This is a genomic window from Photobacterium profundum, from assembly GCF_003026285.1.
GTDB lineage: Bacteria > Pseudomonadota > Gammaproteobacteria > Enterobacterales > Vibrionaceae > Photobacterium > Photobacterium profundum.
On record NZ_PYOD01000019.1, the window covers coordinates 32396 to 54785 of the forward strand.

Annotated in this window: 18 protein-coding genes; 5 read left to right on the forward strand and 13 right to left on the reverse strand. The window is 40.1% G+C overall.

The window, feature by feature from the left end; genetic code table 11:
- Positions 1-19 precede the first annotated feature (19 nt).
- A complete protein-coding gene (locus C9J48_RS24160) occupies positions 20-784 on the forward strand; it encodes a winged helix-turn-helix domain-containing protein (RefSeq protein ID WP_006231948.1) in 765 nt (254 codons plus the stop codon).
- A complete protein-coding gene (locus tag C9J48_RS24165) occupies positions 777-1223 on the forward strand; it encodes a hypothetical protein (RefSeq protein WP_006231949.1) in 447 nt (148 codons plus the stop codon). The genes C9J48_RS24160 and C9J48_RS24165 overlap by 8 nt, the downstream gene beginning before the upstream one ends.
- 203 nt (positions 1224-1426) lie before the next feature.
- On the opposite strand, the gene C9J48_RS24170 is transcribed toward C9J48_RS24165, so the two are convergent.
- A complete protein-coding gene (locus tag C9J48_RS24170) occupies positions 1427-2188 on the reverse strand; it encodes a PilZ domain-containing protein (protein WP_006231950.1) in 762 nt (253 codons plus the stop codon).
- 331 nt (positions 2189-2519) lie between these two features.
- Here C9J48_RS24170 and C9J48_RS24175 point away from each other — a divergent pair, with 331 nt between their 5' ends.
- Positions 2520-2765 carry a hypothetical protein gene (locus C9J48_RS24175; protein WP_006231951.1) on the forward strand — a complete coding sequence of 82 codons (246 nt, stop codon included), beginning with the start codon at positions 2520-2522 and terminating at the stop codon, positions 2763-2765.
- Positions 2766-2856: 91 nt separating this feature from the next.
- On the opposite strand, the gene C9J48_RS24180 is transcribed toward C9J48_RS24175, so the two are convergent.
- The 3 genes from C9J48_RS24180 to matP form a co-directional block, all read right to left on the reverse strand.
- Positions 2857-3264 carry a PPC domain-containing DNA-binding protein gene (locus tag C9J48_RS24180; protein ID WP_006231952.1) on the reverse strand — a complete coding sequence of 136 codons (408 nt, stop codon included), beginning with the start codon at positions 3262-3264 and terminating at the stop codon, positions 2857-2859.
- A gap of 86 nt (positions 3265-3350) precedes the next feature.
- The gene (locus C9J48_RS24185) at positions 3351-3656 is read right to left on the reverse strand and encodes a DUF3634 family protein (RefSeq protein WP_006231953.1); all 306 of its coding nucleotides are present in this window, start codon (positions 3654-3656) and stop codon (positions 3351-3353) included.
- A 94-nt stretch (positions 3657-3750) separates the two neighbouring features.
- The gene (gene matP, locus C9J48_RS24190) at positions 3751-4197 is read right to left on the reverse strand and encodes a macrodomain Ter protein MatP (RefSeq protein ID WP_006231954.1); all 447 of its coding nucleotides are present in this window, start codon (positions 4195-4197) and stop codon (positions 3751-3753) included.
- Positions 4198-4392: 195 nt separating this feature from the next.
- Between matP and C9J48_RS24195 the strand changes: the two genes are divergently transcribed.
- Positions 4393-6141: an AAA family ATPase gene (locus C9J48_RS24195; protein ID WP_006231955.1), complete on the forward strand. Its 1749-nt coding sequence runs from the start codon at positions 4393-4395 to the stop codon at positions 6139-6141.
- A gap of 68 nt (positions 6142-6209) precedes the next feature.
- On the forward strand, positions 6210-6725 hold the full coding sequence (gene fabA, locus C9J48_RS24200; RefSeq protein WP_006231956.1) for a bifunctional 3-hydroxydecanoyl-ACP dehydratase/trans-2-decenoyl-ACP isomerase: 516 nt from the start codon (positions 6210-6212) through the stop codon (positions 6723-6725).
- A 261-nt stretch (positions 6726-6986) separates the two neighbouring features.
- On the opposite strand, the gene rmf is transcribed toward fabA, so the two are convergent.
- The 9 genes from rmf to C9J48_RS24245 all read right to left on the reverse strand — a co-directional run bounded on the left by rmf (position 6987) and on the right by C9J48_RS24245 (position 22348).
- Entirely contained in the window at positions 6987-7160 is a 174-nt protein-coding gene (gene rmf / locus C9J48_RS24205) for a ribosome modulation factor (protein ID WP_006231957.1), read from the reverse strand.
- A gap of 169 nt (positions 7161-7329) precedes the next feature.
- Entirely contained in the window at positions 7330-9393 is a 2064-nt protein-coding gene (locus tag C9J48_RS24210) for a DUF3466 family protein (protein WP_006231958.1), read from the reverse strand.
- A gap of 11 nt (positions 9394-9404) precedes the next feature.
- The gene (locus tag C9J48_RS24215) at positions 9405-11321 is read right to left on the reverse strand and encodes an ABC transporter ATP-binding protein (protein ID WP_006231959.1); all 1917 of its coding nucleotides are present in this window, start codon (positions 11319-11321) and stop codon (positions 9405-9407) included.
- Entirely contained in the window at positions 11308-11613 is a 306-nt protein-coding gene (locus tag C9J48_RS24220) for a glutaredoxin family protein (RefSeq protein WP_036803716.1), read from the reverse strand. The genes C9J48_RS24215 and C9J48_RS24220 overlap by 14 nt, the downstream gene beginning before the upstream one ends.
- A gap of 3 nt (positions 11614-11616) precedes the next feature.
- Positions 11617-13755: a bifunctional 23S rRNA (guanine(2069)-N(7))-methyltransferase RlmK/23S rRNA (guanine(2445)-N(2))-methyltransferase RlmL gene (rlmKL, locus tag C9J48_RS24225; protein WP_006231961.1), complete on the reverse strand. Its 2139-nt coding sequence runs from the start codon at positions 13753-13755 to the stop codon at positions 11617-11619.
- A 1028-nt stretch (positions 13756-14783) separates the two neighbouring features.
- Complete coding sequence (locus tag C9J48_RS24230; RefSeq protein WP_036803392.1) at positions 14784-15323, reverse strand: cell division protein ZapC; 540 nt, start codon at positions 15321-15323, stop codon at positions 14784-14786.
- Between the two features lie 213 nt (positions 15324-15536).
- The gene (gene pyrD, locus C9J48_RS24235) at positions 15537-16547 is read right to left on the reverse strand and encodes a quinone-dependent dihydroorotate dehydrogenase (protein ID WP_006231963.1); all 1011 of its coding nucleotides are present in this window, start codon (positions 16545-16547) and stop codon (positions 15537-15539) included.
- Positions 16548-16868: 321 nt separating this feature from the next.
- Positions 16869-21698 carry an NAD-glutamate dehydrogenase gene (locus tag C9J48_RS24240; protein WP_006231964.1) on the reverse strand — a complete coding sequence of 1610 codons (4830 nt, stop codon included), beginning with the start codon at positions 21696-21698 and terminating at the stop codon, positions 16869-16871.
- 431 nt (positions 21699-22129) lie between these two features.
- Entirely contained in the window at positions 22130-22348 is a 219-nt protein-coding gene (locus tag C9J48_RS24245) for a DUF2835 domain-containing protein (protein WP_081450109.1), read from the reverse strand.
- Positions 22349-22390 lie beyond the last annotated feature (42 nt).

Here is a 22390-nt window from a genome sequence, read left to right on the forward strand (position 1 = left end):
TGTCTATGAGTTAAAAACAATGTTCAATGAGCAACCTTTGGCCACATATTCTACAATCGGCAATTATAATATTGATACTTTGACTCAAACTGTTACTCGTACAACCGATCAACAATCGATTAAATTATCAAAGTCTGAAATACTTATTGTTGCGTTATTATCTTCGAACCATGGTGTTACGATTTGTAGAGAGCATTTACTTGAGTGTTGTTGGCCAGGAAAAGTCGTTACACATAGCTCTTTAACTGTTGCGATTAAAAATATACGCAATGCTTTTGCGGTAATCGGTGAAGATAATATTATTGTTACCGAACCTAAAAAAGGTTACTCAATACGCCTGCAAGAAAATGATGCGCCATTACATGCACCAAAATTATCCTCAAATGGTATCGGCCCTTTACCTGAAGCAGCACTACCACAGAACATTGAACAAACAACCTACGTTACAGAAAATAAAAAGTTAAACGTAAAATCAACGACTCTTCTTTTTGTTAAAAACCATTTTGTTTCCATTGTTTTTTTTCTACTCACGTTAGTTGTTTTCAGTAAGTATTTTTTATTTGTCGAGCATACCAGCGTGAATGGGAGAAGTACCTTATACGATGGTGTAGATATTCCAGAACGCATATCTTTATCGGTTAATAGTATTCCCAACGATATGTCAGAATTGATTGTGTATCCACTTGGTGGTCTTTGCTCATCTTTTCAAATTATCGGTTTCAATGATATGAGTATTGTAGATTTTACAGCAAAGATAGATCAAGGTGATTGCAACAATGAGTAAGTTAGTTGGAAAAATAATAACGGGAGTTGTACTTGCCCTATTGTTCATTGTTTTGTTTGGTTCAGCATCAGCCTTATTAACTAAGAATTCATACCGCTTTTCTAGTCAGTATGATGGCTATGGAAAAGAAACACTAAAGATTACTTATAATCGCGGGCGTATGAAAATGCAGTTTATAGGCAAAGACACTAAAAACGCTATCGTTATATCGAAGCAGTTTTTTGGTTTTTTCCTACGCTTTGGCTCACATTACTATTTATATGCAACGGAACAAGACGGTGCAGAGAAACATCAAAGTTTTACAGTCCGTAGTTTCTTTATAAAGAATGTGAATAAGAGCGATGCTTTTTTGATTTCAGATCAGAGAGGCGTTTTTGTCGCAAAAAATGGATCACTAATTAATCTGAATAGTGTTCTTATTGGTACAAGTGGCTCATAAATTAATTGTTACAGCGTCACGCGCTGTAACAAACCCCTTCTTTTTCCGAGTTATAGATAAATCTATGGTGATATATAACGAAGCTGTTTAAATTTCTCATTAAAATAAAGTTATAGTGCATTAGGGCAGTCAGCGTGACAGCGTAATCTATAGTACCAATGTTGAATGACTCTCTTTGATTGAAATCGTTAATACAACAATCATTAAGCTTTAAATGACAACCGAGAGCCATCAAAAATTAGCTGTGCTAATAACTGTTTAGTTATATCTTGCCCGTTGCTATCAAATAGAACACCACAACTATTTAATCCACTCGCTTTTTGCGCACTGCGTACTACACCGGTAAGAGGGTAATTTTGTCCTGTTACTGGGTGTTTCACAACAATGGTTATTTTATTATCGGTATCAAATGAAGGACCATTCGCACCGTAAACGAAACAGCACCCTTTTGATGACAAATCTTTAAATTCCACCAGCAAAAGGCGATTGGAAATTGAAACATGACCTTGTAATTTCACTTCATAACGCGCCTCACTACGAAGCTGTGTTAACCCTATCATTTGTGGAATTCTGAGCGTGATTATTCGCTCGGGTTTTTGAATAATATTATCCATTTGAGTTTTAAATCGGACTATCGCCCCTTCGCCACGGTCGGAAATAGCCTTAATCGATACCCAGTACCCTTCACAAAAATAATCATCTAATTCATGTGGGCTGACTTCTGGTAAAGCCAAAATAAAATAATCGGTACCATTAGATCCAATGAATGTCGTTTCGCATTGAAACAAGCGTCCTAGCGGGGTTTTTATACTAATTGTAATACTACTACCATGGTTAATCATACATATACCGCGTATACCAGGTACTGATTCTTCACTACGTTTAGCTAAAAGCCGTTCTCTTAGCGCATTTCCATTTACATTCAAAAGACAACCCTGCCGCTTTCGGTTATTAATAATAATCATTATATTTATATACCCAAGTCACCTCAAGATGCAGGATTTTCGCTGAAACGAACATCTTGAAGTGACTTGAGTATAATCTATCAGAGTGTAGTGATGTGGCTTTAATTATCAAGCAAATCGTTACAATATAAGGAAAAAAGCATTGGTTGACCTCGAAAAATCCAATCTAAACATTCACTATTGGTATCTATGTAGGGCTTTTAAAATACATTCGCCTTAAATAATGCAATCAAAAATCAATATGGACCATTATTTCCACTCGATAAAATGCAATCATTCTAGATAATAGACATCATAATAAGGTAAAATGCCCCCTTAACAAGGAGTATTAATGGCTATTACGATTCGAGATCTAGATCAGCATTATTATATGATTGAAGATTTAAAAAAATTAACTAAAACTAACGTTACAACAAAAGCGCTTATACAAGGTGGTTACCTTGCCGTTGATCTTGGCAAGCAGCTTGAAGCTGAAATGGAATCACGAATAAAAACAGAAGATGAATTGAAACAATTAAAAGAGAAATTAGCCAACTTTATTGAAAGCCAGCGATCACTTTTAGGCGCAATTAACTAACCATTTTCTTCTCATACGAATGTTACTGTATTGGGTTTCTACTTTATTAATATGTTGAATAATTAATAAATTAAATAATAGAAACCCACTTTTAGATGGATTTGGTATTATTAACCACCAGCTCATCAAAACCCGTTTCTGCATCGTATTTACGAGAAAAGTGTTGTTCAGTAAAACTCAATAAACAGATCTCAGCAGTGTAAGACACGACACTCCCATCCATTAAATGACCACCAAATACCCTGCCTTCTTTATCAGCAACTGAAATATGAAGGTGAACATGATCAGCCGTTAATGTGCCAGAAAGTGTCAGAATTTCTAGAGGACCATCAAGCGTCAACGATTTAGACTCATCAGCAAGGCGTATACGCGCTGTTGTTAAACATCCCGCACAAGATAATAGTGAGCCGGCTTTAATATTATTCGCTTTCACATAGGCTAAAACAGAGGCTTTTAAATCGTCCCCTTGAGTTAATCGAAAGGCATGAGGTTGAATCATAATATAAGCATTTCCATATTAAGCGGATACAAAAACGGCCTCACTAGAAGCCGTTGTCAGGTAACTACATTTTCAAAAGGTAAAGATTAGGCTCGTCGACCTTGTTTCTTATTCGTACCAGTATGCGGGAACACATTGTGTATACGTTGCTTTACTTTACTTGGCACGGTCTTAGAAAAAGTGATTTTTGTTGTAAAGCGATTCTTATAGACTTTAATTTGCCCAGAGAACGGCTGCTTATGCGCTATCTCTTTACAGCCGACCAAAAAACCGTGGGGGATATCCCCTTTTGAATGCGTCAGTTCACCTTCTGTAAACTTCATCGTCATTACAGGGCGATCTTTAAAAACAAGAAAAATGACGGCAACGGCAAGTATAATGACATATTCCATTCAATGATTCCTTCTTGTACGTTTTAGTATAAGCCTATATCAAATTGAGTATTTTACTGTAACGAATCCAATATTCACTGCAAATAAATGACTCTTAATCTAATAAATCAGATAAATCTTTACGGATATCCGAAACCGTTTTACTAACAGTTTCTGTACGATTGCTCTCACTCAACAAATATTCAATCGTATCTGATAACGTAGAACCCAAATCTTGTGACTTCTCTGCTAACTTTTCCCATACACGGTAGTCAAGGTCGATCGATTTTTTACGCGTATGTACTTGCTCGGCATTGAAGTGACGCTTGCGTTTAGCTCGAATAGCTTGTTTCAGCTTATTTTCAAGCTCTGGTGACATATGCTTACCAATCCACTCAATCACTTTTGTAGGTTCGTGTTCAATGGTAAGTAAAGATTGAATAGCAGCTTCGGCTTCACTCGAATCGATATGACAGGTGATTGCCTCTCCTTCTTTCCATTTTTTGACCAAGTAAGTCCATTTCCAACCGGCTTCGAGGTTTTCAAGTTGCTGATATTTCATAAAAGGGGATAATTCTCAAAAGTCCAAAACAAACAGTGACAGCGTAACTGATTTTGGATAAAAGCTCAATTACATCACGATATTAACTGTTTGTTTTCTCACAAACCCAATATCCTGCATATCATAACTATTATGAGGGCATTGATTCCTTTATACTGCTGTCCTTTTCACAGTAACGAAAGAAAGCACAAGTCTATGCATGAAGAATCCTGGCGTACAATGATCCCAGATTACTCGAAGTACCAAACAATCATGGAAGATTATGAGAATCTTCAACCTGCTCCTGTAGGTACTTTGCAAGACCGTCTTAGTGACGCCGTCCGCCGCTTCACCGCAATTGAACTGCAACCTCGTGTTCTTCGTATTACCGCGCCTGACAACAAAGTCTATCGCGATTACGTTATTGAGCTATTAGCTAAATATGACGTAGAGAACAAGAAAAAAAAATCACAGCAGGTTGATTCTGAGGAGCAAATCAATAACAAAAATCAGAATGCTGAATCAACTGTTATTATTGCTGGCGAAAATGTGACTGAGCTAAGCCTTTTTGGTGCAGTTTATCCCCCTTCTGAAGATGGGAAAATTTCGAAAGCTCAAGTTAAACATGGTCTTGTTCATCAAGCGAACAATGGCTATCTTGTGCTTTCTGTTACAAGTATTTTAAGTAACCCTGCATTATGGCCACGATTAAAAAGCGTCTTAATGAATGGCGAGCTGGAATGGCAAGCTGCCTCTCATAAAACTCTTTACCCACTGCCGGTGCCTGAAAAGCTGAATCTGAAGCTTGTCGTGATGGGCGATCGGTATTTAATGGGTGAGTTTGATAATGGTGAGCCCGATTTCACGTCCGGCTTTTCAATGTACAGTGAATTTGAGCAAGACTTACTTATTTCAGAGCAAAGTCTTCCTTCCTATCTTGCTTACGTGAAAGCCATTATTAACAAAGCAGGTTTACCTGACCTTGCCGATGCTGATGCTATTAATGTGTTATTAGCAACAGGCGCTCGTCATGCTGAAGATCAAACACGTGTTCCGCTTTGCCCTATTTGGCACCAAGGGTTAATTTCTGAAGCTGCTATTGATGCTGACGGACAAACGATCACCGCTGAAAATTTAAAGTCTTCTTTAAAAGCACGTCATTTCCGCGAATCATACTTACCTGAACGTGCTATTGAAGACATTCATCACGGACAAGTCGTAATTGATTGTAAAGGCGAACAAATTGGCCAAGTGAATGCCTTAACCGTCATTGATGTACAAGGTCATCCTGTTTCTTACGGAGAACCCGCACGTATCTCTTGTGTTGTACACTTTGGTGATGGTGATATCTCTGATGTTGAGCGTAAAGCTGAGCTTGGTGGTAATATTCACGCTAAAGGTATGATGATAATGCAGGCATTTGTGAGTGCCGCGCTAAACTTAGATCAAGCGTTACCCTTCTCTGCCTCTATTGTATTTGAACAGTCTTACTGCGAAGTCGATGGAGACAGTGCGTCGTTAGCTGAGCTATGTACACTCGTCTCAGCCTTAGCGATGCAACCAATCAATCAACAAGTTGCCATTACGGGTGCAGTAGACCAATTTGGTCGTGTACAAGCTGTAGGTGGCATTAACGAGAAGATTGAGGGTTTCTATAAGGTTTGTCTTCACCGTGGTCTAACAGGCACTCAAGGTGTCATATTACCGAAAACAAACTTAAGTCACTTATGCTTAAATGAAGATGTTCTTGAAGCAATAAAGTCAGGACAATTCCATATTTGGGCTGTTGAAAACGTCGATGAGGCTGTTCCTCTTATTATGGGGAAAGCACTGAGAGGCGAAGAAGAAGACACTGATACAATTCTTGCGAGAATTGCAATGCGAATAGATGCCTTCCATCATGGTGATGAACCTAATGATGTCAGCTGGTTATCTATTTTTCGCAGCTGGTTTGGCCAGCACTGATCCGAGTTGTTTAGCGTACACGTGTACGCTAAATTGCTCTCATACTTTCTTGGAGCAGTAAGAATCTGATGAAACGCCAACAATCTTTTGAATACGATGAATTAGTAGCATGTGGTAAAGGTGAACTTTATGGTCCAGCTTTCCCTTCTTTACCTTCTGACAATATGCTGATGATCGATCGCGTGATTGAAATTTCAAGCGAAGGTGGCGAGCACGGTAAAGGCTTCATTCATGCGGAACTAGACATTAACCCTGACCTATGGTTTTTCGATTGTCACTTTAAAGGTGACCCTGTAATGCCTGGTTGTCTTGGCTTAGATGCAATGTGGCAGCTAGTTGGCTTCTTCCTTGGCTGGCAAGGTGGCGAAGGAAAAGGTCGTGCTCTTGGTGTAGGTGAAGTTAAATTCACAGGCCAAATTTTACCAACAGCAAAGAAAGTGACATATGACATTCAGCTTAAACGCGTTATTAACCGTAAGCTTATCATGGGCGTTGCTGACGGCCGTGTATTGGTAGACGGTAAAGAAATATACGTTGCTAAAGATTTAAAAGTAGGTTTATTCTCTGACACTACAAACTTCTAAGTCATCCCCCTTTGGGACACTTATAAGTACAAAAAAGGCTGCTATTATGCGGCCTTTTTTCTGTCTGTTATTCAATGAAAAACACTAAATTTAGTTACCCCGTAACTATAAAGAGCCAAAGCAAGGAACTAGACAGCTATGACTTTGACTACAGCTGAAGCACTTTTCCTCAACATAAAACAGCATACGAAACTAACGACAATAAAAAACCCCTTCTCCTAAGGGGCTAAATAAGGGTTCTTTCTATGAGGGAGGGATATTTTATTTATAGAGACCTGTTTGTAGTTCCTCTCTTGCGTCTCGCCAACCACCAAGCCAATTAGTACGGGCGTCCACACCTTGGTACGGACACACTTCATTAGAACGGCCATTCAAGCCAGCTTGATACCCGCGAGCTTGCGCACGTTCTAATCGATCCCGCTTTTGTCTCTTCATAGTTCGTCCTCAACCTTATTTATATTGTTTCACCACAGTTTCGTAATGACGGAGTTTTGGTGACTCCTAATATAAGAATTAGCGATCTTCACTATTTTTTCAACCTTAGAAACAACTAAGGCTCACAAATTGTGAGCCTTAGTGAAAAATAAATAATTATGACAAAAATTTATTTTCTTCTTCTGAAACCAAATAGACCTAGCAGTGTCAAAGCAAACATGCCAAAAGAAGCACCAGAACGTTCTATCGTACCTGATTCTTCTGGACGTACATCAACAGTACCGTCTGGAATTGGCACAAGTTTAACCGCAACTAATCGTTCACCACCGCTACACTGTGATTCACTCGTCAGGTTGTCATAACCAGCAGCACATCTTAGTGCCGTAGCAGAAATAACACCCGCATCATTAATCCCAGTTGCTTGTGCAATACGGAACTGATTTGCTACAGCGCTTGTATCACCATTATCGTTAGTTAGGTTATCTAACATCCACGCACCATTCGCACTCAATGGGGAGTTGGCAATCTTAGCGCCATCATTGAACAAGAATGCACGTTGGCGACGTTGGCGACCATCAACTTGGTTGACTGTTTCAGAGTCAACCCAGCCAACAACGACATCACTATTGTTAATAGCAGCTGCGTAACCATTGCTACCATCGAAGAAAATTGTTGAATCGATACTTGTATCAAGGAACTTTGTCTTACCTGCTACATTATCAAACACGAACATTTTCTGCGCATAAGAACGATTTTCAGCGCGATAGTTTTTCGCAATACCAATAACTTTGTTGTTGTCATTGATACCTGTACCAGTCGAATAGCTGTACTGGCGATCACCATCGTTATTCTCAACTTCCGTACCCGGAATAAACTTCATTGACCAATTATTATCAGCAATGCTTCCATCTTTTGGCGTAAATACAGCAGCACGTACAGCATAATAATCATCATCACGGTATTTTGTTGAAAAACCAGTAATAACAGGCTTAGCATCGACAACAGCAACTGCTTTTGCTGATGCTTGGAACGAACGGTCACGGTTATCTGGATCAAGTACTTTTTCATCAGGCGTTGTTATAATACCTGGTGTAGCCTGACCAGCACTATCAACTGTCCAGAAAGCAGCTTGATTGGCAAAGGTACTAAACTGACATTCAAAGTTCGAATACACATTACTTGGGGATGCATTCGTTACACAGCTTTTAAAACGATCATCATTAAAGCTGATATCTAAATTATCATCACCTTTAATATCATCTAGATCAGGCAACTTATCATTATCATATTCCCAAGTAGGGTTAGAGGATGAACCTCTATTATAATAAAAGCTAGGTGCATAAGAGGCAGAGCCAACCACTAATAATTGGTCATTATAAATAACCGCATCATTAGCTAATGTCTGTCCCGTTTGTTCAGCTAACTTATCATCAGTACGGCTAACAGTTGGAGGAGCTAATTCAGTTTTATTTTCACCAGCGTTAACAAAACCACGCTTATCAAACGCTCGAGCATTTCGGCCATCCTTAGAAAAATACGCTGAACTCGTGATTCCGTAGACATAATCAGCACCAGTACCTGCAACAATGCCATTTACAACAGTGTTTGGTGTTAGATGGCTACCATCATCAATAATCGTACCTAATTCTGCGGCATCATCATAACTAGCTGCTGTATTTGCAAATGTTGTTATACGTTCGCCATTAACGATCGGGAGTGCATTCGAATAATACCCTAAAGACCATGCAGCTTGCTCACGCTGAAGTCCGCCTAAACCTGTACGATCCTTTACATCATCTCGATTATAGGCAAGACCGTAATACTGCTCTTCAGACCACACATCGCACGTATTGAACCCAAGGTTATCATTACAATAACGCTCAAATTCATAACGATCGTTAAGATGTTGATAATTATCGGTTAAAAATGCAATGGTATCACGATAATTGATACCAGCAGTTCCCTTTCGACTTTCCCCTACAACCGTGTAATCATCAGGTGTACAGCTTGTTGAAGCAGTGTCAAAACAATTAGCGCCAGGTTCTGAAGCTTTAATACCCTGCCCATAAAACTCAACAGAATTATTGCTCGTATTAGCAGTCGGAAAATACTGCAGTGATTCAACGTCACTTGCGTCTGTAACCTCAACCACTTTATACACGGCAGCGTTGGCACCAGTAGCACCGGCGATAAGTATCGCCAGTGTAGAAAGCTTTAACATCTTATGTTGCATTAGGATTCCTTTTACATTGCCTCTAATTCTTCCCAGCGCTCAAATGCTACTTCAAACTCTTGCTCTGCTTCTGCAAGGCGAGCTAATGTTGCTTCGGTATCATTTTTTACGTCTTGGAAGAATGCAGGATCATTAACTTGTTCCTGCAGTTGTGCAATTTCATTTTCCAATTTTTCAATTATAAGCGGTAGACCTTCTAGCTCTTTTTGAAACTTATAAGAAAGCTTCTTTTTTGGCGTAGAACGAGTAGCCTCTCGCGGCTTATTGTTTTCTTGCTTTTTCTTCGCCTGCTCATATTCAGCAGCCTGGTTTTTAGCAATATTTGTTAGAGAGTTAGCACGTTGCTCTTGAGCATCATGATAACCGCCTACGTATTCGTCGATAACCCCATTGCCTTCAAAAATCCAGCTTGTCATCACAGTATTATCAACAAACTGACGATCGTGGCTTACTAAAAGTAAAGTACCCTGATAGTTGGCAAGTATTTCTTCTAAAAGTTCCAATGTTTCGATATCTAGATCGTTTGTTGGTTCATCGAGAATTAATAAGTTATTTGGTTTTAGGAACAATTTAGCCAGTAATAGACGGTTTTTCTCACCACCAGAAAGTGCTTTCACGGGTGTACGAGCACGACGAGGATGGAATAAGAAATCTTGTAAATAGCCTAATGCGTGACGTGTTACACCATTAACGGTCACTTCTTGCTTACCATCAGCAAGGTTATCCATTACGGTTTTTTCAGGGTCCAATATTTCACGGTATTGGTCGAAGTATGCTGCATCGATCTTAGTACCACAGTGGAACTTACCTGATGTTGGGGTGAGTTGCTCTAGCATTACTTTTAGCAATGTACTCTTACCACAACCATTTGGTCCGATAAGTGCGATACGGTCACCGCGCATAACTGTAAAGCTGAAGTCTTTGATGATTTGTGCGTCACCATAACTATATGAGATATTCTCAGCTTCAAATACAATCTTACCAGAGCGCTTCGCTTCTTGAAGTTTCATGTCGGCTTTACCAACCACTTCACGGCGTTCACTTCGCTCATTACGTAATGCTTTTAGTGCACGCACACGCCCTTCGTTACGAGTACGTCGAGCCTTAACGCCTTGACGAATCCATACTTCTTCTTGTGCTAGCTTTTTATCAAACTCTGCGTTTTGTTCCGCTTCTACACGCAGCATCTCTTCTTTATTTTCAAGATACAGTTCATAGTCACCAGGAAAAGAAACAAGTTTACCGCGGTCTAAATCAAGAATACGTGTCGCCATCGAGCGAATGAAAGCGCGGTCGTGAGAGATAAAGATGATTGAACCACGGAAGTTCTTAAGGAAACCTTCAAGCCACTCGATAGTTGCAACATCTAAGTGGTTGGTTGGCTCATCAAGAAGTAAGATATCAGGGTTACATACCAATGCACGTGCCAGCGCAGCTTTACGCTGCCAACCACCCGATAGATCGCTAAGCATTGTGTGCGGATCAAGATGTAGGCTTTCCAACACAGCAGCAATTTGACTATCAAACTGCCACGCATTCGCATGGTCAATTTTTTCTTGCGCTTTCATTAACTTATTAAGGTTTGATTCACTTGGATCAACAGCGATTAAATCCAATAAGTGGTGATATTCTTTAAGTACCTTACCCACTTCAGCCAAACCTTCAGCAACGTAATCAAACACATTACCTTCAGCATTACGCGGTGGATCTTGTTCTAGACGAGAGATTGTAAGCTCTGTCTGACGCTGAATACTGCCATCATCAAGCAATACATCGCCTGTAACCACTTTCATGAACGTTGATTTACCTGCGCCATTACGGCCCACTAAACAAACACGTTCATTTGGTTGAAGAACGAACTCCGCCTTATCAAGTAAAGCGTGATCACCATACGCAAGTTGCGCGTTACTAATATTAATTAAAGCCATTGTTTTTTAACCATGCTGCAAGGTCGGCACTATCAAACGGCCAACCAAGTTCAGAAATTGAGTGTGTAGATTCATCAGAAACAATGTCTGCGGTTACAGAACAAGCATCTGAAGACGTTGATATTACGGGTTTTATGGACACAACCGGTATTGTTACGCCGTAACGTGAAAAGAGCACGTCATCAAAGGCAATATCTATTACCTGAACGTGCTCTTGTACCCCTGCCTCTACAAGCAAGCTATAAGCTTGCTCGCAAAGGTGGCATCCTTCCGTGCTATAAAGGGTTATCAGCACTTAACCTTCCTTGTGAGTGATAATCCAGCAGTTATGAATGTGCTTGTTCTTCGCAAAATCCATTGGCAGTGTTTTATCAGAAATATTCTTAGCATCCAAACCAAGTTCATTCAATTTTTCTAAATCCATTTTGAACTGACGTTTATTGTTAGAGAAAACAATTTTGCCATCAGTACGTAGCATGCGCTTCAAGTTTTCCATTAGCATGATGTGATCACGCTGAATATCAAACGTCTGCTTCATACGCTTAGAGTTAGAGAATGTTGGTGGATCGATAAAAATAAGGTCAAATGTGTCATCAACTTCTTGAAGCCATTGCAAGCAATCCGCTTGAATAAACTCATGTTGATCACCGACTTGGTTGTTAAGCTCCATGTTTTCTTGAGCCCAACCAAGGTATGTGTTCGACATATCAATCGTTGTAGTCGATTTAGCACCACCGCAAGCAGCATGTACAGAAGCTGAACCGGTGTAAGCAAATAGGTTAAGGAAATCTTTCCCTTTCGCCATGTCACCTAACATTTTACGCGTTATACGATGATCTAAGAACAAACCTGTATCCAGGTAATCATAAAGATTAACCTTAAGGTCTACGCCATATTCGTTCACGATAATGTGACGCTCTGCATTTGATAGCTTCTGGTACTGATTTTTACCCTTCTGGCGCTCACGCACTTTTAGAATAACTTTATCAGTTTGAACACCAGTAACTTCAATCGTTGCACGTAACACGTCCATAATACGACGACGAGCAATCTCTTCAGGTACAGTTTTAGGTGCTGCGTACTCTTGAATGATCAGGTAGTCATTGTATTTATCGATAGCTGCATTGTAATTTGGCAAATCAGCGTCATAAATGCGGTAGCAGTCTATGCCTTCTTTCTTTGCCCATTTATTCAACTTAGTAATGTTCTTTTTAAGACGGTTAGCAAAATCAGGGGCTACGTTTTCTTGTTCAACATGACCTTCAACCTCACCTTCTTCTTTCTTAACGCTACCAGCCGTAATCAAATACGTTTTAAGTACACAATCTAGTGCACCGTTTGGTAGTTTGAATTGCTTGTCTGCACGCATACGTAAACAGCTAAGTAATTCATTAGAACCAGAATAGATAGACGCCGATGAACCTGCAAATGCCAACTTAAGACGATTACCAAGCTCTGTGTATAAGCTAATTAATTCGGGTGTTGTACCTAAACGCTCACCGTATGGTGGGTTACAAATAACAATACCAGCATCATAACCTTCAGGGGCTTTCAGCTCTGTCGCATCGCCCTGTTGGAAATTAATCAGTTCTTTAACACCCGCACGGCCAGCGTTATCACGCGCAATGGCTAATACACGGTGTTCCAACTCAAAACCAAAGAACTTAGTCTGAACTTTAGCAGGACCACGACGCGCTTTAACAGACGCTTCAGCATGAATTTCAAGCCATGCTTCTTTATCGAAATCTTTAATTGACTCAAAGCCCCAGCGCTTGCGCTTCAGACCCGGTGCAATATCAGCCGCCATCATTGCAGCTTCAATCAACAATGTACCTGAACCACACATTGGGTCTAGTAACGGTTGACCTGGCGTCCAGCCACTTTTCAGTACCAGTGCAGCAGCGTGCGTTTCACGTAATGGCGCACGACCAGCTTCAGTACGGTAACCACGTTGATGAAGACCACTACCTGCCATATCAAGGCCTAACACACCTTTCTCACCAGACAGGCGCATATGAATACGTAGATCTGGCTGGTCACGGTCGATATTAGGACGACGAAGATCTGCTTTCGTGAAACGGTCGACGATAGCATCTTTAACTTTCATTGCACCGTATTGGCTATTACGGATTTCACGGTTTGTACCGTTAAAATCTACGACAATACGTGTAGCGTTGCTGAAATACTCAGTCCAATTGATTGCCGCAGCGCCAAGGTACAAGTCCATGTCGTCACGAACGGTAAATTCGCTAAGAACTTGAATGATACGAGACGATATACGTGTCCATAGGCAACAACGGTAAGCGGTTGACTGATCGGCTTTAAAACGTACACCGGCATGAACAACTTGAATGCTCTGAGCGCCAAATTGTTCTAATTCTTCTGCAAGGAGGTTTTCAAGACCTCGAGATGTGATAGCTAGATATTGATTCATGGAATTCTTTTCACACTTATGTTGCCGGGAATTATAACGTAAAACAGACTAAATGCCTCTCTATTCCCCATTGCATACGCATTATTTAGTTAAATAATAATGAAATAACGATAACTCAAGGCTGATATTGATCATTCTGAACCGTAGCCTGACAAAAAACAGCGTTATTCATTAATGACAGCTATTTTTAAACCTCCAAATTTCCGCCCTCACAAGTCAAAACACCGCAGCAATAGCTCGCTTAACACTGTCCACCACTGTGGACAATTCTGTTTGTATCTATAGATTCAAATTCAACCCAAGCCTTGATCATCATTGTTCACCACGAGAAACATAAACTGTAAACAATTGATTTTTAACTTAAAAGAACCGCAACGAAACAGATTAAATCAATGTATATCCGCATATGTAAGTAATGTATTACACCACATTTTATTTCACACAAAGGCGCATACACTTATGGTTTCCACTTGGGAAAGTATTAACCGTCAGCTTGCCACCAGCCTGTAACTAAATTACGTTAAAGAGGAAATACAGGAAATACATTCAATTAATCACACTAAATTCGCTGTTAAATATCAGTTATTTGCTGTAATTTTCGCCTAAAAGAGGCAATAAAAAATATCCTTTATTAGCCAATAATTCGATTAACCTCACCAAATATGCTCGATTTTCATACAGGCTCAATGTATCCATCATTAACCATTTGCTGATTGTATTTATATAATGCTGTTCTTTGTGCACTAAATGCTTTTAGATTTTAATAACAAGAATGAAGATTTCGATTAAATTGAAGGCATTAAATGAAAGTGGGATGAGAGAAAAGCATGACTATTCCCTATCCTGTAATGAAGATAAAGCAATGAAGGGGATCGATTGGACTTACTGATTTTGAAATCGATAAAAGAGACGTCAGCGGTACAGAAGGCTTATTGGCAGGAGTAACTAGGCTCTAAATGAGGTGTTTTATATGGGGCTTTCTGAGTCTTGATAAGAAATAAAGCAGCTCGTATGTACCTATACCTATATTAACCTACGAGTGCTAGGTTCAGCATTACGTCTTCTTCGTACGCTGTTATACGATCATTCATAACCTTTATTGTGTCGCAGAAACGCATTTCCTTCGTACTAGACAGCGCTAAAGGCTCTATATCAACCATCATACATAGGCTTGCACAGCCGCTATTCTCAATAACAATGAACTTTGCCGTACCTAGAGGTGTTTGAAGGGTTACCACTTCACCACTTTCAGGCTCACAGCTTATTGATTGAGTATCAAAAAACCAACTTTTGGGCATCATCGGTTTGTGAAAACGACTTGCAGCAACAGCATTTAATGCCAGTTCTGCTTTTCGCGGTTCAGAAATATCTAAATGTGAAATGTTTTCTTTGTAGCTTTGGAAAATAGAAGCGTCATCAACAGTAAATTCACACTGTTCACTTGCCGAAGGGATAAGATGCTTAGCTGGAATACCTACGCGAAAAACCATATCACTTCCCAAATCTAACATTAGGGAATTATCCTTGAGGTCGAAATACCACATCCATGAATTATTTGGTTTTAACACGTAAACGCTCCAGAAACAGTTCTTTGTACTATGTATCAAACAATATAGAAAAAACTTTAGAAGAATTTTACGGAGGTTGAGATAAAAAAAAAGGGGAAAATATATCCCCTTTTTGTTACAAAAAAATGTAACTTTGACAATTTCTGGCGATATTTTAGCTACAGAGAACTAAAAAGGGAGCACTATTTTAAATAGTCGTTCGCCAATACTCACTTACGAGTTTGTAACAATGTCTTTTACCAATTTTGGTCCGTGATAAATGAAACCAGAATAAATCTGTACAAGCTGAGCACCCGCATTCATTTTTTCACGTGCTGAAATAGCTGAATCAATACCACCGACCCCAATGATTGGCAAAGCGCCATTTAATTCTTCAGCTAAACGACGAATAACCTCAGTACTGCGATTTTGTAGCGGACGACCACTTAGCCCCCCCATCTCATCACAATGTGGCATGCCTTTAACCAAAGTGCGATCCAATGTCGTGTTTGTACCAATAACACCATCAATTTTATTTTTGATTAGTGATTCTGCAATTTGCACAATTTCATGATCTTCTAGATCGGGCGCGATCTTCAATGCTAATGGAACATACTTACCGTGTTTATCTGCCAGCTCTTTTTGTTTATCTTTTAACTGAGACAAAAGATCATCAAGCGCTTCTCCATATTGAAGAGAGCGAAGCCCTGGAGTATTAGGTGAAGAGATATTTACAGCAATATAACCTGCATGTTCATAAACCTTTTCCATGCAGATTAAATAATCTTCTGCGCCCTTCTCGATTGGCGTATCTTTATTCTTACCAATATTAATACCAATAACACCGTCATATTTGGCTTTTTTGACATTCTCAACCAGGTTATCAACGCCAAGATTATTAAAGCCAAAGCGATTAATAAGACCTTCAGCAGGCAATACACGGAAAAGACGTGGCTTTTCATTTCCTGATTGTGGGCGTGGCGTTACTGTCCCCACTTCTACAAAACCAAAACCCATTGCGCCAAATGCATCAATACATTCGCCATTTTTGTCTAAGCCAGCAGCCAATCCAACAGGGTTTTTAAATTTGATACCCATTACTTCAACGGGACGATCAGGTACATGTTGACGATAGAAGAGATCAAGCGGAGTGCCGGTAAAACGAGAAAAGTTCTGAATAGCAAGATCATGCGCCTTTTCAGCATCTAGTTGGAAAAAAACGGATCGTGCGAGGCGATAAATCATTGTCTCTCCTTATAAAAAGCTCCAAATAAACGGGCTTATTATTCACAGTTATCCCTTCTACTTCAATGACTTTTTACGCAATTTGTATCAATAAAACAATTACTTACATTTAGATGTTTATTTACAATGAGTTACAGATTAAAATTTGTTATTAATTTATCAAAAACGACGCAAACGATTACGCTTTACATATGAAATGTGGCTTTTATGTTTACTTGCTGTTGATTTAACGATAAAAAAAGCCATTACATCAGTTATGTAATGGCTTTTTAATAAGAACCAAATTTATATCATAGACTTATGATAGTTATCTCTGGCTCCTCACATATTAGGACGACAGTTTAGGTTAAGTAGCATTAATTCACGTAAGGCAACAGAGAACTTCGCGAATTCATGGGCTGTTCCCACTTTAAATTCTGCTAGTACACTGTTCCAGCGATGAATTGCAGTCTCGTGCATCTCCATCCATGTCTCTATGCTTTGCTCTGCAGCTTCACCATTTTGATTACTGCTGATAACTGCCGAGGTTAGTTGGCGTTGCTGCCAATCCAGATCTTCTCTGAACGAAGCACGTGCCAATGCTTGCCAATGGTTTTCTACTGGCTGATTGTGTACTTGCTGTAAGAACCAATGCAAAGACAGTTTAGAGCCAACAACAAAGTAAACACGCGAGATATGATCAATATCTTTATCTAGCTCTTTCGCTATCTGAGCAATATCCATCGCAGAATACAGGCTGGTTAAGCGAGCAATATTGTGTGCCAGTTCAGCAGGAACACCTTGCTCGATCATTACATTAGCTTGATCGTTATGCTCTTCAACCTCTCCTGTTACAAGGTAACTTTCAAGGTTTTCTTGTAACGTATTCAAAATAGGCTGGTACAGTGCAATCTGCTGTTCTATTGCTAGTTTGCGTTCGCGATTACGTAATATCCAGCGCGTCGCACGGCGTAGCATACGACGGCAGCGATAAAGCATTTCGTACTGCACTTCTGCTGGTACTTTATTATCTAATTCACGAATTTGACTAAAGAACGTATCAAATCGGAAGACTTCACGCCCAACACAATAAGCTGATGAAATTTCTACAACTGTTGCTCCCGTCTCTTCTTGCAGTCGTGTGACAAAATTGCAACCCATTTCATTAGACATTTGATTCGCAAGCGATGTTGCTATCAGTTCTTTTCTCAGTGGATGTTGTTCCATTTGTGCGCGGTATTTCTCTTTAAGTTGCTTAGGGAAATACGCAGGTAGCAAACGGGCATGGTAAGGGTCATTTGCAATCTCATCGCTAACAAGATCTTCTTTTAGCACCATTTTTCCGTAAGCGACTAATACAGCAAGCTCAGGTCGGGTCAGACCCATGCCTGATTTCTCGCGCTCAGCTAGCGTCTCATCATCTGGTAAATACTCAAGTGCTCGATCCAATTTACCTTCACGCTCTAGATGATGGATAAAACGGATTTGCTCTTTCAGCAGCTGCACATGCTGTTGTTGCGTAACAGAAATAGATTCACTCTGACAATACGCATCATCCAGTACGATCTCTCCTACTTCGTCTTCCATGCTTTCAAGCACTTCATTACGTTGTTTATAAGTAAGATCGCCGCCAGCAACAAGGCTATTTAGCAAGATTTTAATGTTTACTTCATTATCAGAGCAGTCAACACCACCAACGTTATCAACGAAATCGGTATTCACTAAACCACCCGTTTTAGCGAATTCGACACGCCCAAGTTGGGTCATGCCCAGGTTACCGCCTTCACCAATCACTTTCGCACGTAGCTCACCACCATTAATGCGTAAACCATCATTCGCACGGTCGCCCACATCGGCATGTGTTTCAGTGGTCGCTTTAACGTAAGTACCGATGCCACCGTTCCACAGAAGATCCACTTCCATGCGCAAAATAAGACCAATCAGCTCATTAGGTGGTACGCTTTGCTTACGTGTGCCCAAGAGTTTTTGGATCTGCGGGGTTAGTTTGATCGACTTGCTACGACGAGAGAAGATCGCCCCGCCTTCAGAGATCAAACTTTTATCGTAATCTTCCCAACTTGAACGCGGAAGATTAAATAGACGATCTCGTTCTTCCCAAGTCTTCGCTGCATCCGGATTTGGATCCAAGAAGATATGCATGTGGTTAAATGCAGCAACTAAACGCGTGTGCTTTGATAACAACATACCGTTACCAAATACGTCACCCGCCATATCACCGATACCTACACACGTGAAATCGGTAGATTGACAATCTATACCTAGCTCACGGAAATGACGCTTAACCGATTCCCAGCCGCCTTTTGCCGTAATACCCATTTGCTTATGATCGTAACCGTTAGAGCCACCTGATGCGAATGCATCACCTAGCCAGAAATTATAATCATCTGATACTGAGTTTGCCAAATCAGAGAACGTTGCCGTGCCTTTATCAGCAGCAACGACCAAATACGGGTCATCTTCATCATGACGAACAACATTCACTGGCGGCATTAGTTCGCCATCAATAATATTATCTGTCACATCCAGTAAGGCACGAATGAAACGCTTGTAACAACGCTGCCCTTCATTCCAAATTTCTTCACGGGTTGTCATCTGTGGCTGACGCTTACAGATGAAACCGCCCTTAGCGCCTACAGGTACAATAACGGTATTTTTAACTTGTTGTGCTTTTACTAAGCCAAGAATTTCAGTTCGGAAGTCTTCTTGACGATCTGACCAACGCAAACCACCACGAGCTACTTTACCGCCACGTAGGTGAACACCTTCTATATCAGGTGCGTAGACAAATATTTCAAAGAAAGGAACCGGAGCTGGAATCTCTGGAATTTTTGAAGGACGAAGCTTCAAAGATAGCCAAGGCTTTGCATTGCCCTTTTCATCTGTTTGATAATAGTTAGTACGTTGCGTTGCAAGGATCATATCCATGAAACGACGAATGATCCTGTCATCATCAAGGCTTTCTACACGATCCAACTTATCATGCAGCTTCTTAATCAGATCTTGCTCAGCTTTTGGTGAGTACTTTTTCCTTGGTTCAAAACGCAGTGTAAACAACTTCACTAAATCACGAGCAAGATCGCTATGACTCGATAATGTTTCTTCAATGTAGTGTTGGCTGAATGGGAAACCCACTTGACGCATGTAGCGAGCATAACTACGAATCACGGTAATTTCGCGACCCGTTAACCCTGCGCAAAGTACTAAACGGTTAAAACCATCACTTTCTAAGTTACCGTGCCAAATCGAAGAGAATGCATCTTGAAAACGATCTCGCGCTTCACTTAAATCAATTCCTGTACATGCGTTATGCAGCATAGAGAAATCAAGAATCCAATACACTGTGCCATTTGCTTTAACGACTTGGTAAGGTGATTCACCAATTACACGTAAGCCAAGGTTTTCAAGCATTGGCATAACATCAGACAAGTGAATGGGCTCATCACGGTGGAAAAGCTTCAACTTAACAAAGTGTGAATCGTTCGCTTCTTCTTGAGGGCGATAAAACAACATACCTAACTTATTGTCTTCACTCAGGCTTTCTAGCTGTTCAATATCAGCCACGGCAGAACCCGGCAGCATTTCTTCTTTATACGAACGTGGGAAAGCACGTGCATAGCTTTTACCAAGCGGAATACCTTTACTTTCACCAAAATTAGCAATCAACGAGTTGCTTAAACGATCTTCCCAAGAAGCCGCGGCCTCAACAAGATTGTGTTCAATGGCTTTCGCATCAATATTGAAATTATTATTTTTAACTCTCACGATGTAATGGGTTCTCGCTAATGAACTTTCAGAGAAGAAAGTAGTAAATTCAACAGTCTGCTCAGAGCCAAAATAGTCTTTAAGAATTTCCTGTGTTTTACTGCGAAGTTCGGTGTTATAGCGCTCTTTTGTTACGTAAACCATACACGAGAAGAAACGACCGAATGGGTCACGTCGTACGAATAATCGCAGCAAATCACGATCTTGCATTTGAACAACACCACAACCCACATCTAGCATTTCTTTTTCATTTGCTTGAATGAGTTCATCGCGGGGATAAGTTTCGAGTAAATTATTTAACGCCTTCCACGAATGTGAACCTTCGGTATAGCCGCTCGCCTCAAGGATACGTGAAACGCGATCTCGAATCAGTGGAATATTCAGTGCACTCTGATGGTAAGCCGTTGACGCATAAAGCCCCACAAAGCGATGTTCACCAATAACATTGCCTTTCTCATCAAAGCGTTTAATACCGATATAATCAACATAGGCAGGACGGTGGATTTTTGATTTACCGTTACTTTTGGTTAGAATCAAAATGTCGTGCTTACGTGCTTCGATACGGGCTGATTCTGGTAAATCAGATAATAGTAAGCAATGCTCTTTATCTGTCTTATTTAATAACCCTAAACCAGTTTCATCACTTGGACAAAGCTTGTAATCCCCTTCTATAGGGTTTAAATCATATTGGTGATAACCCATGAACATGAAGTTATGACGTGTTAACCAATTAATGAATTCGACAGCTTCTTCGCGATGAACATCATTTACTGGCAAATCTGCTGTTGTAAGATCCTGAGCAATGTCTTGCATCTTATCTTGCATTGCCTGCCAGTCGTTCACAACCAGATCAATATCACTTAGCACATGTTCTAATTCTTTTTTGAGTGCTTGCATCTCTTCTTTGCTGGTTAGGCGATCAACTTCAATATGGAAAAGTGTTTGGTAATCACCCTGCTTACCACATGCTTCTACAATATTACCGTCTTCATCACGCTTGAAGAAGTACGGACCATTAAGCATAAGGTGGCTACTAATATCTAGACGGTTCAATGTCATTCGCACTGAATCAACAAGGAACGGACAATCTGGCGTTACAATTTCAACCACAGTATGTGTTGACTGCCATCCGTATCGACTAAGTGTTGGGTTGTATACTCGGACAGAGCTTTGTTCAGGTTTGTTTTGCATCAAATGGTGCCATAAGCTAAGTACAGCACCATATAAATCAGATTCATTCCGTTGAAGCAGATCATCATCTGCCAGTTGCCCTAACAATCGTTGAGCAAAAACATCCACTAATGACTGCTGAGGGGCTTCAATCTTATTCTGGATTAAGCCATATACCTTCTCAAGCAGTACCGGCACTATCGGATCGGGTGCGGTCATAGCAATTGCTCCATCATTATTATGTTTATAGTTCAGTATAGGGGGGTTTGAACGCTTTAGCGTGGTAGCTATTGTAGGGGGTTTTGTTGCAAAATGGTTACGTTAATTACACTGTAAAGAGAAGAAAAAATCGAATATGTGACTAAGGTTAAGATTTTGGCTGGCGGTTCTATCTAGCTAGATGCATATAAGCAGTAAGGCACTTCCATTCCCTTGATCATTGGTCTAACCAATTATTTCATCTATCAATTTTTCTAATAGCGAGAACAAATTTTATGAGGGAGATAGCTAATTGATATAAATAACTAGACAATCATAATGGGTGAATACTTATTAAAATGTTAATAAGTTGGTGTTATGAATTCGCCAAAAATATGCTTGCCTCAATAAGTAAAAACAAACCTGTCTTTAATACGAACAATATAATCGATTTAGATCTGCTCTATATTTTCAAATTTATTCTGTGCATTCACTTTTAACCTAAAACGCCCTCTTACACCTAACTGGCTTAGGTATGGACGAAAACGCAATGCTGGCAATTGAAGTTTAAGTCCACTATCCGTTACAACAAGTACCGTGCTAGCGGCACCAGAATAATGGTTAAGATAAGACTGATAGCTAATGTTCATCGAAAATGTATACGTCGTCATGGTACCGTACAAAAATAAAAGAAAAAACGTAAAGGATCATAA